This is a genomic window from Micromonospora sp. WMMA1998 (assembly GCF_027497375.1).
Classification (GTDB): Bacteria; Actinomycetota; Actinomycetes; order Mycobacteriales; family Micromonosporaceae; genus Micromonospora; species Micromonospora sediminicola.
This window is the reverse complement of record NZ_CP114911.1, coordinates 2,306,420-2,321,705: the sequence shown is the minus strand read 5'-3', so window position 1 is coordinate 2,321,705 and position 15,286 is coordinate 2,306,420. Positions and strand designations below refer to the sequence as shown.

12 protein-coding genes are annotated in these 15,286 nt (G+C 75.7%); 6 read left to right on the top strand and 6 right to left on the bottom strand.

Going from position 1 to position 15,286, the window contains the following annotated elements; translation table 11 throughout:
• Positions 1–53 precede the first annotated feature (53 nt).
• The 5 genes from O7600_RS10065 to O7600_RS10045 all read right to left on the bottom strand — a co-directional run bounded on the left by O7600_RS10065 (position 54) and on the right by O7600_RS10045 (position 5,527).
• The gene (locus O7600_RS10065) at positions 54–341 is read right to left on the bottom strand and encodes an Lrp/AsnC ligand binding domain-containing protein (RefSeq protein ID WP_013287689.1); all 288 of its coding nucleotides are present in this window, start codon (positions 339–341) and stop codon (positions 54–56) included.
• Between the two features lie 52 nt (positions 342–393).
• Positions 394–1,269 carry a sugar phosphate nucleotidyltransferase gene (locus O7600_RS10060; protein WP_281593359.1) on the bottom strand — a complete coding sequence of 292 codons (876 nt, stop codon included), beginning with the start codon at positions 1,267–1,269 and terminating at the stop codon, positions 394–396.
• Positions 1,266–1,805 (bottom strand): NUDIX domain-containing protein, encoded by a 540-nt coding sequence (locus O7600_RS10055; RefSeq protein WP_281593358.1) that lies wholly within the window; start codon positions 1,803–1,805, stop codon positions 1,266–1,268. The genes O7600_RS10060 and O7600_RS10055 overlap by 4 nt, the downstream gene beginning before the upstream one ends.
• 49 nt (positions 1,806–1,854) lie before the next feature.
• Positions 1,855–3,642: a RelA/SpoT family protein gene (locus tag O7600_RS10050; RefSeq protein ID WP_281594117.1), complete on the bottom strand. Its 1,788-nt coding sequence runs from the start codon at positions 3,640–3,642 to the stop codon at positions 1,855–1,857.
• A 127-nt stretch (positions 3,643–3,769) separates the two neighbouring features.
• The gene (locus O7600_RS10045; protein WP_099164236.1) at positions 3,770–5,527 is read right to left on the bottom strand and encodes a DEDD exonuclease domain-containing protein; all 1,758 of its coding nucleotides are present in this window, start codon (positions 5,525–5,527) and stop codon (positions 3,770–3,772) included.
• Positions 5,528–5,654: 127 nt separating this feature from the next.
• Between O7600_RS10045 and O7600_RS10040 the strand changes: the two genes are divergently transcribed.
• The 4 genes from O7600_RS10040 to O7600_RS10025 all read left to right on the top strand — a co-directional run bounded on the left by O7600_RS10040 (position 5,655) and on the right by O7600_RS10025 (position 11,032).
• The gene (locus O7600_RS10040; RefSeq protein WP_281593357.1) at positions 5,655–7,055 is read left to right on the top strand and encodes an NYN domain-containing protein; all 1,401 of its coding nucleotides are present in this window, start codon (positions 5,655–5,657) and stop codon (positions 7,053–7,055) included.
• Positions 7,056–7,234: 179 nt separating this feature from the next.
• On the top strand, positions 7,235–7,444 hold the full coding sequence (locus O7600_RS10035; RefSeq protein WP_281593356.1) for a hypothetical protein: 210 nt from the start codon (positions 7,235–7,237) through the stop codon (positions 7,442–7,444).
• A gap of 1,207 nt (positions 7,445–8,651) precedes the next feature.
• Entirely contained in the window at positions 8,652–9,911 is a 1,260-nt protein-coding gene (locus tag O7600_RS10030; protein ID WP_281593355.1) for a M48 family metallopeptidase, read from the top strand.
• Complete coding sequence (locus tag O7600_RS10025) at positions 9,908–11,032, top strand: glycosyltransferase family 4 protein (protein WP_281593354.1); 1,125 nt, start codon at positions 9,908–9,910, stop codon at positions 11,030–11,032. The genes O7600_RS10030 and O7600_RS10025 overlap by 4 nt, the downstream gene beginning before the upstream one ends.
• Before the next feature lie 20 nt (positions 11,033–11,052).
• Here O7600_RS10025 and O7600_RS10020 read toward each other — a convergent pair whose 3' ends face one another.
• Positions 11,053–13,167, bottom strand: coding sequence for an MMPL family transporter (locus tag O7600_RS10020; protein WP_281593353.1), 2,115 nt, complete (start codon positions 13,165–13,167; stop codon positions 11,053–11,055).
• A 163-nt stretch (positions 13,168–13,330) separates the two neighbouring features.
• Between O7600_RS10020 and O7600_RS10015 the strand changes: the two genes are divergently transcribed.
• On the top strand, positions 13,331–14,623 hold the full coding sequence (locus O7600_RS10015; RefSeq protein ID WP_281593352.1) for a sensor histidine kinase: 1,293 nt from the start codon (positions 13,331–13,333) through the stop codon (positions 14,621–14,623).
• Complete coding sequence (locus O7600_RS10010; RefSeq protein WP_091573219.1) at positions 14,575–15,243, top strand: response regulator transcription factor; 669 nt, start codon at positions 14,575–14,577, stop codon at positions 15,241–15,243. Before O7600_RS10015 ends, O7600_RS10010 begins: the two co-directional genes overlap by 49 nt.
• The last annotated feature ends 43 nt before the right edge of the window (positions 15,244–15,286 follow it).

The window sequence follows — 15,286 nt, the reverse complement described above, 5'->3', positions numbered from 1 at the left end:
GACCCAGGTCGGCCGGCCCGTCCCCACCAGGGGCGGGCCGGCCGCCGTCCGTCTCAGTCGGCGTTGGCCAGCCCGATCGCGAACGCCTCTTCCAGGTCGTGCTGCGAGTAGGCGCGGAACGCGATGTGCGACTCGGTGTTGAGCACGCCGGGCACCTTGGAGATGCTGCCGGCGATGACCTGGGCGATCTGCTCGAACTCGCGGACCCGGACCATGGCGATCAGGTCGACGTGCCCGGCCACCGAGTAGACCTCGCTGACACCGGGCAGGTTGGCCAGGGTCTCGGCCACCTCGGGGATGGAATCGGTGGCGCAGTCGATCAGCACGATCGCGGTGATCACGGGACGTTTCTCCGTTCGTCGGCGACGAGGCCCATGCTAGAGCCCGGCGCGGTCACCGCGCGGCCGGGACGGTCAGGTCGGCGCCGGCCCGGACCACGCGATCGAGGTGTTCCCCGGCGGCGACGGTCGCGCCCGGCCAGATCACCGACCGGTCGACCGTGCCGTGCACCCGGGCGCCCGCGCCGACCACCGAGCGGGTGACCCGGCCGTCCACCGAGGCGGACGGGTCGACCAGTCCGACCGGGCCGGCGGCATGCAGGTTCGCGGCCAGGTAGTCGGCCGGCGTGCCGGTGTCGTAGAAGGTGCCCCGGTAGGGGACCACGGTCAACGCGCCGGCCGCCTCCGCCGGCCGCCACACCGCGCGGACCAGATCGCCGAAGGTGGCCGGCAGGTCCCGGACCATCCGCCACGGCAGCAGCGAGAAACCGACGAAGCGGTGGCCGGCGAAGGTGCCGGGGGCGGCCGGGTCGTCCGCCGGCTGTCCGAGCAGGCGTACGCTCCGCCCGTCCCAGCCGTCCAGCAGCGCGGCCACGTCCGGGCCGGGAGGAGCCTGCGGGTCGGCCAGGTACGCGTCGGCGTTGCCGACGAGCACGCCCCGCCCGGCGATCCAGTCCCGCAGCCGCCCCAGCCCGCCGGCGGTGCCCAGCGGGTCGCCGGGCTCGACCGACAGGTGGGCGCGGTCGCCCACCCGGGCCACCACCTGGTCGCCCAGGTAACAGGCGTTCACCGCGACCCGGGCCGGGCCGGTCAGCCCGAGGCCGGCCAAACGGGCCAGGGCCCGGTCGAGCAGCGGCACGTTGCCCACCGGGCAGAGCGCCTTGGGCACCCGCTCGGTGAGCGGGCGCAGTCGGGTGCCCTCACCCGCCGCCAGCACGACCGCGCACACCTCGACCCCGGCCGTCGTCGCCCCGGCCGCCGGTGGACTCACGCGGCCGGTGGCGTCGCCGGCGGGACCTCGCCGGCGCGCGGCCCGATGCCGTAGTAGCCGAGCAGGTTGGCGGTGGCGCGGCTGAGCCGGGGCAGGTCGTCCAGCGGATGCCAGGCGGCCTCGAAGACCTCGGCCCCGTCCACCGCCAGCTCGGTGCGCGACGCCGGCACCTCCGCCTCGAACACCACGTCGACCCAGCCCTTGGCGTGCACGACCGCGTTCGGCACGGCCGGCCGGAGCGCGTCGGGGGAGAGGCGGACGCCGGACTCCTCGTACAGCTCCCGGGCGGCGCCGACCACCGGCGCCTCGCCGCGTTGCAGCAGACCGGCCGGCAGGGTCCAGCTGTGGCCGGGCGGCTGGCGCAGCAGCAGGATCCGCCCGGCGCCGGTGGTCTCCGTGTCCCGGACCAGCGTGACCGCCCCCACGATGTACTTCGGCACGGCCAACCGCACCAGTCGCCGCCGCAGCGGGACCGGAAGCCGGTAGAAGAGCTGATAGCCGAGGGCCCGTCCGGTGGCACGCGCGCGGGGGATCATGCGTCCAGGCTAGTGGCCGCCGGGCGGACGCGGGCCAACGCCCTTCGCCCTACTGCCGGTGGTCGACCAGGTCGATCAGTTGCTGGACCACCGTGTCCGGCTCGACCGTGCGGTCGAAGACCGCCACCAGCAGCGTCTCCAGGTCGGGGTAGCCCAGCTCCTCCGAGAGCCGCAGCAGCGGCAGGTCGCTGGCCAGGCCGCGGTTGTGCTTGCGCAGCGCCAGCCCGATGGAGGCGCGGCCGAGGCGGACCTTGTCGGCGATCGAGATGCCCGGCTCGGTGTGCTCGGCGAACCAGCGGTTGATCTGCATCTGGGCGTGCGGGGACTTGACGAAGCCCAGCCACTCCCGGCGCGGGCCGCGCGGGGCCACGTCCACCTCGAAGCCGCTCTCCGCGTCGCTCTCGGTGAAGATCTCCACCACGTCGCCCTCCTCCAGCTCGGAGGAGAGCGGGGCCAACCGGCCGTTGATCCGTGCGGCCAGGCAGTGGTCGCCGCGCTCGGTGCCCAGCTCGTACGCGAGGTCGACCGGGGTGGCCCCGGCCGGCAGCACCACCTGGCGGCCGTCGGCGACCACCTGGATCTGCGCCTCGGCCAGGTCGCACCGCAGCGACGCCATGAACTGGGTCGGGTCGACCGTGTCCTGCTCCCAGTCGAGCACCCGGCGCAGCCAGGCCAACTCGTCGGCCCGGTCGGCGGCCCGGCCCGCGGCCCGGGGGAAGCGGTAGTGGGCGGCCACGCCGTACTCCGCGGAGCGGTGCATCTCGCTGGTGCGGATCAGCACCTCCACGGTGCGGTCCTGCGGGCCGCACACGCTGGTGTGCAGCGAGCGGTAGAGGTTGTTCTTCGGGGAGGCGATGAAGTCCTTGAACCGGCCCGGCACCGGCCGCCAGAGGCCGTGCACGGCGCCGAGCGCGGCATAGCAGTCGGTCGGTGGGCCGTCCACCACGATCGCGATGCGCGGCAGGTCGTAGGGGGCGGCGTGGTCGCCGGCGACCGTGTCCTTCCAGATCGAGTAGAGGTGTCGCGGCCGGGGGGACACCTCGGCGTCCACCCGGTTGCGGCGCAACGCGGCCCGGGTCCGGGCCACCACGTCGCCCAGGTAGGCGTCCCAGCCCGGCCGGTCGTGCACGAACCGCTCGATCCGCGCGTGCTCGTCGGGTTGGAGGTGCAGCAGCACCACGTCGTCCAGCTCCCGTTTGAGGGTCTGGATGCCCAGCCGGTCGCAGAGCGGGACCAGCACCTCCTGCGTCTTGCGGGCGATCCGCTCCCGCGAGGCGGCCGAGCGGACGCCGAGGGTGCGCATGTTGTGCAGCCGGTCGGCCAGCTTGATGACCAAGACCCGGACGTCCTTGCCGGCCGCCACGATCATCTTGCGGACGGTCTCCGCCTCGGCGGCCTTGCCGTAGAACGCCTTGTCGAACTTGGTCACGCCGTCGACCAGGTGGGCCACCTCGCGGCCGAAGTCCTCCTGGAGCGCCTGGAGCGTGTAGCGGGTGTCCTCCACGGTGTCGTGCAGCAGCGCGGCGACCAGGGTGATGGTGTCCATGCCGAGGTCGGCGCAGATCTGCGCCACCGCGAGGGGGTGGGTGATGTAGGGCTCGCCGCTCTTGCGGAACTGGCCGCGGTGCATGTTCTCGGCGATCGTGTAGGCCCGGCGCAGCACCGGGGCGTCGGCGCTGGGGTGGATCCCGCGGTGGGTGCGGACCAGGGCGGTGACCGGGTCGCCGTCGGTGGTGGGCCAGGTGAGCAGGGAGCGCAGGCGGCGGGTGAGCGGCAGCTCGCCCTGGGTCGGAAGGGCGCCGCCCAGGGCGGCGCCGTGTCCGGCGTCGACGTCCACCTGGGACACCTCCTCACCCCGACCCTCGACCGCCGGGACCGGCGACCGGGAGCAGGCCCGCGAATCGGGCAGGTCTGCACTTCTTTAACAGACTAAGGGAGTCGACGTAGTCCGATCGGACACTTGGTCATGAGCGTTCGGTCGAGAGTTGGTGGGACCCGCCGTTCTCCGCCTTTGCCAGCAGGTCGCGGAACCGCCCCGCGCCGCCCACCGGGGAGGCCCATCCGTCGGTCGCCTCGACCAGCCGGGTCTCCGGTCGCTCCAACCAGGACAGGATCCGTTCGGTCTCCTCGGCGGTGGCCGCCGGCACCGGCCCGTGCCCGGGCAGCACCGTCTCGGCGGTGGCCCGGATCGCGGCGATCGTCGGTCGCGGGTGGACACCCGGCGGGGACACCCCGGCGCCGGCCAGCCGGCCGTGCCGGACCAGCGCCAGCTCCCAGCCGCCCCGGGCGGCCGGTCGGGCGGCGGCCAGCTCGGCGATGCCGGTCAGCGCGGCCAGCCGCTGCATCCGGACCGCCGCGCGCAGCACCGCGACCAGCCGGCCCCGCGCCACCGCGGCCTCCTCGTAGCGCTGGGCCGCGGACAGCACCTCGATCCGGGCGAGCAGGGCCTCGACCACCACCCCGGGGTCGTCGCGCGTGGCGGTGCGGAACGGGGTGGCCGCGCGGTGCTCGTACTCCTCCGGGGTGATCCGGTGCTCGCAGGGCGCCGGGCATCGTCCCAGCTCGGCCAGCGCGCAGGCCGGCATGGTGGTGCGCCGGGAGAGCCGGTGGGTGCACTGGCGCAGCGGCACCGCGTCGTGGAAGCCGGCGGCGGCCAGCTCGGCCGCCTGCCGGGACCGGAACGGGCCGAGGTAGGCCGAGTCGGTGGGCGCGAGGTCGCGCACGATCGACAACCGGGGGTACGCCTCGTCGGTGAGCTTCAGCCACACCTGGCGCTCGGGATACTTCGACCGGCGATTGTACGGCGGCGCGTGCGCCGCGATCAGCCGTAGCTCACGGACCTCCGCCTCCAGCGAGTGGGCGCACTCGACCGCCTCCACCCGCTCGGCGGCGGCCAGCATCTCGGAGATCCGGGCCCGCTTCTCCGCGGCGGTGAAGTAGCTGCGGACCCGGGTGGCGATGTCTCCGGAGGTGCCCACGTAGAGCGGACGGTCGTCGGCGGCCCGGAAGATGTAGACCCCGGGGACCTTCGGCAGCCCCTCGGCCAGGTGCCGTTTGCGGCGCTGGGTGGGGGTGACCGCGCGGGCGAACTCGATCGCCTCGCCGACGGTGTCCACCCGGTGCCCGCCGAGGCGGCCGATCAGCCCGTGCAGCACGTCGACGGTGGCCTTGGCGTCGTCCAGCGCCCGGTGGGTGGGTTGGGTGGCGGTGCGGAAGTAGGCCGCCAGGGTGCCCAGCTTGCGGTTGGGCACCTCGTCGCGGGTGAGCACCCGCCGGGCCAGCGCGGCGGTGTCCAGCACGCGGGGGTTGGGCCACGCGTAGCCGTGCTTGGCGCAGGCGGCCTTGAGGAAGCCGACGTCGTAGGGGGCGTTGTGGGCGACCAGCACGGCGTCGGTGACGAACTCCAGGAAGCTGGGCAGCACCTGCTCGATCGGCGGGGCGGGCAGCAGCATCGCCTGGGTGATGCCGGTCAGCACGGTGATGAAGGGCGGGATGGGCACCCCGGGGTTGACCAGGGTGGCGAGCACGCCCAGCTCCTCGCCACCACGGACCTTCACCGCGCCGATCTCGGTGATCCCGCCGCCGTCCGGCGCGCCGCCGGTGGTCTCCAGGTCGACCACCACGAAGGTGGTCGCGTAGAGCGGCAACGCGGGGTCGACCCCGCTGCCCGCCGCCCGGTCCAGACCGGCCAACGCCTCCTGGACGTACTCCGCTCGCGTCACCCGCCGGACGGTAACGGCACGGTCCGACACTCCGGTCACTCCGGCCCCTTCCGTTACCACGGGGGTACGATGAGAGATCGGCTCACTCACCGGGCGGTGGGCCCGTTCGGGGTGGGAGACTTGCCACATGCCCCTCACCGAGCCGCACGACGACCGCACCTCCCCGGAGGAGCCGGTGGTCGGTGCGCCCGGAACCGGTGAGGAACCGTCGACCACGGTCGAGCCCGAGCCCACCCTCCCCGAGCCGGTCCGCCAGCGGATCGTCACGCTGACCGCCGCCGTGCTGCCCGGCCTGCCCGCCGACGAGGTGCCGGTGCCGCTGCGCCGGGTCGCCAAGTTCGCCCCGAACCGCCGGGCCCGGCTCGGCGCCCCGGTGATCGCCGCCCAGCTCACCGCCGACCCGCTGTTCCGGCAGCGGGTCACCGCCCGGGTGCTGGCCGACGCGGGCGACCTCGGCGCGGCCGTGGTGGAGGGCACCGCGCCCGCCGCGGCCGACCCGGTCGAGGTGGCCGCCCTGGCCTACCTGGCCCGACCCAGGGGCTGGCGGGAACTCATCGACGCCAGCGGCGAGGCGGTACGCGCCGAGGCGGACAGCGCGGTCGTGGCCGAGCTGGTGCGGGAGGCCGAACAGCGGGCCACCCGGGCCGAGCACGACCGGGCGGTGGCCCGGGTCGAGGCCGAGAAGCTCCGCGACGAGCTGGCCCGGGTCCGGGAGGAACTGGGCCAGCTCCGCGAGGAGGCGCGCCAGTTGGCCCGTACCCTGCGGGAGACCCAGGCCCGGGAGCGCAAGGCCACCGAACTGCTGGCCACCGAGCGCGGCCGGGCGGCCCGCGCGGCGGCCGACGCGGACGCCGAGCTGCGCCGCGCCCGGGCCCGGCTGGCCGAGGCGGAGGCCGCCGCCGGCGTGGCCCGGGCCAGCGCCAAGGAGGCCCGCTCCGTCGACGACGCCCGGTTGTGGCTGCTGCTGGAGACGATCGGTCAGGCCGCGGTCGGGCTGCGCCGGGAGCTGGCGCTCGACCCGGTCGACGTGCTGCCGGCCGACTTCGTCGCCGACGCGTTCGCCGACCAGCCGGGAGCCGCGCCGGCCGGCGCCGCGACCCGGGCCCGCGACACGGACGACCCGGCCCGCCTCGACCAGCTCCTCGCCCTGCCCCGGGCACACCTGGTGGTGGACGGCTACAACGTCACCAAACGCGGCTTCGGCGAGATGTCGCTGGAGCAGCAGCGCAAGCGGCTGATCACCGGCCTGGGCGGGATCGCCGCGCAGACCGGGGACGAGGTCACCGTCGTCTTCGACGGGGCCGAGCGGATCCACGGCCTGCCTCCGGCGCCGCGCGGCGTACGCGTGCTCTTCTCCCGCAAGGGGGAGACCGCCGATGAGCTGATCCGGCGGCTGGTCCGCGCCGAGCCGGCCGGCCGCCCGGTGGTGGTGGTCTCCTCGGACCGGGAGGTCGCCGACGGGGTCCGCCGCCACGGCGCGTACCCGCTCGGGGCCGACTCCCTGCTGCGCCGCCTCGCCCGCTCCTGACCCGACCCGGCGGCGGCGTTCCGATCGCGCCACTTCGGCGTACTGGTGGTCGGATGATCGTTTTCGAGGTGGGTGCTGCCTCGTTGTCCGGTTCTGTCACACCCCAGGCATAGCCTTTCGGTGACCGACGGTGGTGGTCTATTCCCCGACCGCCACCGGCGACCCGTCAGGAGGCGTTGATGCTCATCGACTGCGACACCTGCGGCATCCGCGGCGCCGGCTGCTCCGGCTGTCTGGTGACCGCGCTGCTCGACCCCGACTCGCCGGCGGCCGGCCTGGGCCCCGCCGAGCACCGTGCGATCGAGGTGTTCGCCCGGGCCGGCTTCGACGTGCAGGTGGTGCCGGCCCCGGCGCCCCGCCGCTCCGCCCGTCGCCGCCGCGTCGCCTGACCACCGCCTGCCTCCGGGTGGCCCGACCCCCGCGCCCGGACTCTCCCCGTCCACCGGTCCGGCTCGCTGAGTCCGTCGCGTTCCAGGCCGGCAGGCCGGGCGGGCACTCCGGGTTGAGCCCGTGACGGCCGGCCCCCGGGCCGACTCCGCCGGCCTCCCGGGTCCGGCGCCCGAGCACTGACCTCGGCCCAAGGCCCACGGCCCACGGCCCACGGCCCACGGCCCACCCTGCCGGGCGGATCACTGTCGACCTCGCGCCACTTCGCCGTGACCGCGCCGTCGGGCATAGACGCGCGGCTGCCAACTCCGACACGGCTGCACGTGCCGCTGCTGCTGCCACTGCCGCTATTGGCGTGAGGCGATGACCGCCCATCCCACGTCCGCGGCGCCGCTGTCCTGCCGGCCGGCCCGGCTCAGCCCGCCACGGTCCGCTCCGCTGCTGTCGCCTGGCTGTCCCCGCCGGCGTGATCCCCGACCTCGATGTCCTTGGGCGTGTCGCGCCCGCCAGGGCAGATGCGTCAGGAGCGATATGACTCCTGGTCATAAATATGACTCAGAGGCATATCGCTCTCGGGCCCTGCCATCCGCCGCCCGCGCATGCGACCCGCCCACGCGTGCCGCCCACGACGCGCCGTGGAGCGCCCGCCGCCCGAGCGCCTGTCGACCGGAAACTGCTGCCGCGCCGGTGGCTCGGGCGCCTGTCGTCCGGAGCCGTTGCCCGCGCCGGCCGCCCCCACCTGCGCCGGCTGCCCCCACCTGCGCCGGCTGCCCCCACCTGCGCCGGTCATCCACCACCCGGGCCGATCACCCACCACCCGGGCCGATCACCCACCACCCGGGCCGGTCGCCCACCACCCGGGCCGAAGACTCGGGGCTGGGCCGCCTGTCGCCGCGCCAGTCGCCCGCAGCTCACGCCCGGCCACCTGCCGCCCACCGCCCGCGTCCGCGCATGCCGCCGGCTCCTGTCGCCCGCTGCCGTGCCACCGCCGTCGGCCGCTGCCCGCTGCGACCCCAGGGCTGACGCCGGGAGCGGGGCGACGTGCGCCGGCGCCGGCGCGGGCCGGGGCGGGCGTGACCGGGCGCGGCGGGCGGCGGCGGTGAGCGGTCGGGCACCGCAGCGGATCCGCGAGGATCGGGCAATAGGATGGGCGGTCACGGTGGAGGGGAGCGGCATGACGCGGACGGGTCGCGACGGCGGGGTGGGCTGGTGACCCCGCGCGGTTGGGCACTGCTGAGCCTGGCCGGGCTGGCGGTCGCGCTGGTCGTGGCCGTCGTGCTGCTGGTGCCGTGGGGCCGGCCGCCGGCCCCCCGGGCGGACCAACTCGCGGCGTTGCGGTCGCTCCCGGTCGACCAGGTGGCCCGCGGTCGGGCTTTTCACGACGCGTTGCGGCCGGCCGGTTGGTCGGCGCTCGCGGTCGGGCTGGTGGTGGCGCTGCTGCTCGGCCTCACCCCGCTCGGTGGGCGCCTGGTCGAGCTGGCCGGCCGGCCCTTCGGCGGCCACTGGGTCGCGCAGGCCGTGCTCGGCGGGCTGGCCGTCATGTTCCTCGCCGACCTGCTCACGCTGCCCTTCTCGGCCTGGCGTCGCACCGTGCTGGTCCGCTACGGGCTGAGCACCCAGGGCTGGGGCGGCTGGGCGGTCGACCTGCTCAAGTCGTACGCGGTCAGCGCGGTCATCGGGGCGCTGGTGCTGCTCGGCTTCTACACGGTGGTGCGGCTCGCCCCCCGCTGGTGGTGGGCGTTCGGCGCGGCCGGCGCCGCCGCCCTGGTGGTCGTGCTGTCGTTCGTGCTGCCGGTGCTGGTCGAGCCGGTCTTCAACCGGTTCACCCCGATGGAGCCGGGCCCGCTGCGTACGGAGCTGACCAGCATGGCCGCCCGAGACGGGGTCCCGGTGCGCGACGTGCTGGTCGCCGACGCCTCCCGGCGGACCCGGGCGGTCAACGCCTACGTCTCCGGGCTCGGACCGACCCGGCGGGTCGTGGTCTACGACACCCTGCTGCGCGAGGCCGAGCCGGCGGAGGTGACCAGCGTGGTCGCGCACGAGCTGGGGCACGCGAAGGACCGGGACGTCTGGACCGGCACCGTGCTCGGCGCGCTCGGCGCCGCCGCCGCGGTGGTGGCCCTCTACCTGGTCGGCTCGTGGCCGCCGCTGTTGCGGCTGGCCGGTGTCGACTCCATCGCCCAGCCCCGCGCGTTCCCGCTGCTGATCGCGTTGGTCACGGTGGCCGGTCTGCTCGCCACCCCGGTGCAGGCGCTGGTCTCCCGTCGGGTGGAGGCCCGCGCCGACGCGCACGCGCTGGCGCTCACCGGCGACCCGGCGACGTTCGAGGCGATGCAGCGCCGCCTGGCCGGGGTCAACCTGTCCGACCCCGACCCGCCGCGCTGGGAGTACCTGTGGTCGGCGTCCCACCCGTCCACCGTGGAGCGGATGGCCGCCGCCCGCGCCTACGCCAGGGAGACCGGCCGATGAGCCGCACCTTGCTGATCACCAACGACTTCCCGCCCCGCCCCGGCGGCATCCAGTCCTTCGTGCACAACCTGGCCGTACGCCAGCCCGCCGGCTCGGTGGTGGTCTACGCGTCGAGCTGGCGCGGCGCGGAGAAGTTCGACGCCGACCAGCCGTTCGAGGTGGTCCGCGAACGAACCAGGGTGCTGCTGCCCACCCCGCTGGTGGCGCGGCGGGCGGCCCGGCTGGCCCGGGCGTACGACTGCGACACGGTGTGGTTCGGCGCGGCGGCCCCGCTGGGGCTGCTCGCGTCCGGGCTGCGCCGGCGGGCCGGGATCCGCCGGGCGGTGGCGCTGACCCACGGGCACGAGGTCGGCTGGGCCGCGCTGCCCGGCGCCCGCGCCGCGCTGCGCCGCATCGGTCGGGGCGTGGACGTGACCACCTACCTCGGCGAGTACACCCGGGTCCGGCTGGCCCGGGCGCTGGACGGGCTGACCGAGCTGCGGCGGCTCGCGCCCGGCGTGGACGTGGACACCTACCACCCGGGGGTGGACGGCGGGCAGGTCCGGCTGCGGCTGGGCCTCGCCGACCGGCCGGTGGTGGTGTGCGTGTCCCGGCTGGTGCCGCGCAAGGGACAGGACATGCTGATCCGGGCGTTGCCCGAGATCCGCCGTCGGGTGCCGGACGCCGCGCTGCTGGTCGTCGGCGGCGGGCCTTACAGGGCGACGCTGGAGAAGCTGGCCCGACAGGTCGGGGCGGAGCGGGACGTGGTCTTCACCGGCTCGGTGCCCACCGCCGAGCTGCCCGCGCACTACGCGGCCGGTGACGTCTACGCGATGCCCTGCCGCACCCGCAACCGGGGCCTGGACGTGGAGGGCCTCGGCATCGTCTACCTGGAGGCGAGCGCGACCGGGCTGCCGGTGGTGGCCGGTGACTCCGGCGGCGCGCCGGACGCCGTCCGCGACGGGGAGACCGGGTACGTGGTCCGGGGTCGGGACGTGGCCCAGCTCGCCGACCGGGTGTCCACCCTGCTCGCCGACCGCGACCTGGCCCAACAGTTCGGCGCGGCCGGACGCGCCTGGGTGGAGCGGGAGTGGCGCTGGGAGACCCAGGCCGAGCGGATGGCCGCCCTGCTCGCCGGCTGACCAGCGCGGCCACCAAGCTGTCAGACCCGCAGCGCGGCCCGCTCGGCCGCGGGCGGCGGCGCCGCGGCCACCCGCCGACGGGACAGCCGCCCCGGCCACCAGGTACGCGCGCCCAGGTCCAGGGTCAGCGCCGGGATCAGCAGGCTGCGCACCAGGAGCGTGTCGAGCAGGATGCCGACCGCCACGATCACCCCCATCTGCACCGACGGCACCAGCGGCAGCACCAGCAGGGCGCCGAAGGTGGCCGCCAGCACCACCCCGGCGCTGGTGATCACACCGCCGGTGACGGTGAGCGCCCGCAGCATGCCGGGCCGGTGCCCGATCGACGCGGCCTCCTCCCGCGCGCGGGTCATCAGGAAGATGGTGTAGTCGACACCGAGGGCGACCAGGAACAGGAACGCCTGCAGCGGCACCCCGACGAACAGTCGTGGGTGGCCCAGCGCGTCCAGCAGCAGCCCGGCCGCGCCCATCGCGGCCGCGTACGACAGCACCACGCTCGCCATCAGCAGCAGCGGCGCGACCAGCGCGCGCAGCAGGAGCACCAGGATCACCAGGACGACGGCGAGCACCAGCGGGATGACCACCCGGTTGTCCCGGTCCACCGTGCGCCGCTCGTCGAGCAGCGTCGCGGTGCGCCCGCCGATGAGCGCCTGCGCGCCGGGCACCGCGTGCACCTCGGTCCGCAGCCGGTTCACGGTGTCCCGGGCCGGGGCGCTGTCCGGGGCGGCGGCGAGCACCGCGGTGACGCGTACCCATCGGCCGTCGGCGGACCGCTGCGGGCCGCCCACCTCCGCGACGCCCGGCACCGCGCGGACCGCGTCCACCACCCGGTCGGCCGCGCCGGCGGCGGCCAGCACCTCGACCGGCGCGGTCGACCCGCCCGGATAGTGGGCGGCGACCAGGCGCTGGCCGGTGACCGAGCCGACCTCGGTGGTGAAGGACTCGTCGTCGGGCAGGCCGAGGGCGAGGTTGCCGATCCCGAGGGTCAGCGCGACCAGGGCCGCGGCGGTGCCCACCCAGACCAGGCGCGGCCGGCGACCGACCAGGCCGGCGACCCGCCGCCACACCCCGTGGTCGGCGGTGCGGTCCCGCTCGTCCGCGCCGGGGGCGTGGCGCGGCACGAACGGCCAGAACAGCCACCGGCCGCACAGGACGAGCACCGCCGGCAGCAACGTCGTCATCGCCAGCAGCGCGGCCACGATGCCGACCGCGCCGACCGGGCCCAGGCCGCGGGTGGCGGGCAGGTCCGCCGCGACCAGGCAGAGCAGGCCGAGCGCGACGGTCGCCGCGGAGGCGCAGACCGCACCGTACGAGCGGCGCAGCGCCACCGCCATCGCGGCGTGCCGGTCGGCGTGCCGGCGCAGCTCCTCCCGGTAGCGGGCGATGAGCAGCAGGGCGTAGTCCACGCCGACGCCGAAGACCAGCACGGTGAGGATGGTCTGGCTCTGGAAGTCCACGGCGAGGCCGGCGTGCCGGGCCAGCAGGTAGACGGTGGCGCCGGCGAGCTGGTTGGCGACGCCCACCGCGAGCAGCGGCACCAGCCACAGCACCGGGCTGCGGTAGGTGACCAGCAGGAGCAGGGCGACGGTGACGGCGGTGGCCAGCAGCAACGCGCCGTCCATCCCGTCGAACGCGTCCCAGATGTCACTCTCGGCGGCCGCGTCGCCGGTCAGCGCCGTCCGCAGCCCCGGCACGCCCTCGGCGAGGCGGTCCTTCATGGCGCGCACCGCGTCGGCGCGCCGCTGCTCGTCGGCGCTGACCGGCAGCGAGAACAGCATCGCCCGGCCGTCCGCGCTCGGCACCGGCGGGGAGACCAGGCCGCCGTCGGCGTACCCGGCGAAGGCCGCCCGGTCGGCGTCGACCCGGGCCCGGTCGGCGGCGGTGAGGCCGGTGTCGCGGACGTAGACGGCGACGGCCAGCTGCCGGCGGGCCTCGGGGAAGGCGGCCTCGGCCCGCTGCGCGGCGCGACTGCTCTCGACGCCGGGCGGCAACGCGCCGAGCGTGGAGTTGTCCTGCGTCTCGCCCAGCTTGAGCGCGAGCGGCCCGGCGGCCGCGAGCAGCACCAACCAGAGGACGAGGACGGCGTACTTGCCGCGGCGGCCGGCGGGCAGCCCGGCCATTCGGTGCGGGGACATCGGGTTTCCTCTCACTCGTGCCCGGCGCGGACCGCGGGCCCTGTCTGCGATCCTTCGGCCCGGCGGCCCGCCGGTCAGGGGTGCCGTCCCGACTCCACGGGTGGTGCCAGCACCACCGGATCTGCGACGGTGGTGCCGGAGAATGAGGTCCGTGGACGCATCGGTGCGCGTACTGCTTCGGACCTGGCTGCGGCCCGGCGCGGTGACCGCCGCCCAGGGGCTGCTGATCGCGCTGCTGTCGTTGACCACGCACGTGGCCCTGTTCGTGCTGTCGCTGGCCGCGCTGGTGCTGATCCCCGCGTTCGGCGTCGGCTTCGCCCTCTTCCCGGTGGTCACCGCCGGGGTACGGGTCTGCGCCGGGCTGCACCGTCGGCTGGCCGGGTGGGGCGGCGTCGGGATGGCCACGCCGTACCTGCCGGCGCCGGCCGGCGCGCAGTTCGGCACGTGGCGGCGGTTCCGCTGGGTGGTGGCCGACCCGGCGACCTGGCGGGACCTGGCCTGGCTGCTGCCCGGCGCGGTCACCGGCGCGGTGTGCCTGGCCGCGTTCGCCCTCCCGCTGTACGGCCTGGAGGGGCTGGTCGGCGTCCCGCTGGTGCTGCACACCTTCGACGTCTGGTACGGCTACGGCCCGTTCTGGCCGGTCGACAACCTGGTGGAGGCGCTGCTCTGCTTCCCGCTCGGCGCGTTGCTGCTGGCCGTCGGCGTGGCGGCCGGACGCTGGCTGGTCTGGCTGCACGTCACGTTCGCCGGGTTCTTCCTGCCGCCGACGCGCAGCGCCGAGCTGGCCCTGCGGGTGCGTCAGCTGACCGTCACCCGGGCCGAGACGGTGGACGCGCAGGCCGCCGAGCTGCGCCGGATCGAACGGGACCTGCACGACGGCGCGCAGGCCCGGCTGGTCGCGCTGAGCATGAGCATCGGCCTGGCCGAGCAGCTGGTGCGGGACGACCCGGAGGCGGTCCGCCGGCTGCTCGCCGAGGCCCGGGAGACCAGCGGGCAGGCGCTGGCCGAGCTGCGTGGGCTGGTGCGCGGCATCCACCCGCCGGTGCTCGCCGAGCGGGGCCTGCCCGGCGCGGTACGGGCGCTGGCGCTGGCCGTGCCGCTGCCGGTGGACGTCACCGTCGACCTGCCCGGCCGGCCGGCGGCCCCGGTCGAGTCGGCCGTGTACTTCGCGGTGGCCGAGGCACTGGCGAACGTGGGCAAGCACAGCGGGGCGACCCGCGCCTGGGTGGAGCTGCGGCACACCGGCGGACGGCTGTCGGTCGTGGTCGGTGACGACGGCGGGGGCGGCGCGGAGGCGGCGGCGGGCGGCGGGTTGGCCGGGACGGGGCGTCGGCTGGCCGCGTTCGATGGGACGATGACGGTGACCAGTCCGGTGGGTGGGCCCACCGTCATCAGCATGGAGCTGCCGTGCGAGTTGTCATCGCCGAGGACCTCGCCCTCCTCCGGGACGGGCTGACCCGGATCCTGGAGGCGTTCGGCTGTCAGGTGGTGGCGGCCGTCGACAACGGACCGTCGGTGCTGCCGGCGCTGACCGCGCACCGGCCGGACGTCGCGGTCATCGACGTCCGGTTGCCGCCGACGTTCACCGACGAGGGGTTGCAGGCGGCGGTGCGGGCCCGTGCCGAGCTGCCCGGGCTGCCGGTGCTGGTGCTGTCCCAGCACGTCGAGCAGCTCTACGCCCGGGAGCTGCTCGCCGACCGGCGCGGCGGGGTCGGCTACCTGCTCAAGGACCGGGTGTCCCACGTGGACCAGTTCGTCGACGCGGTGCGCCGGGTCGCCGCCGGCGGCACCGTGATGGACCCGGAGGTGGTCGCGCAGCTGCTGGCCCGCCGGGCCGGCGCGGAGCCGCTCGACGAGCTGACCCCGCGGGAGCGGGAGGTGCTCGGCCTGATGGCCGAGGGCCGGTCGAACGCGGCCGTCGCCGCCCGGCTGTTCGTCACCGAGAAGGCCGTCGACAAGCACATCAACAGCATCTTCAGCAAGCTGCGGATGCCGCCGTCCGGCGACGACAACCGACGGGTGCTGGCGGTCCTGGCCTACCTGGACGGGGCGGACACCCGACGCCTTCCGAGCTGACCGCGCCGCGGTGTGGCGTGGGGCCCCGCGCCTCACGTGTTAA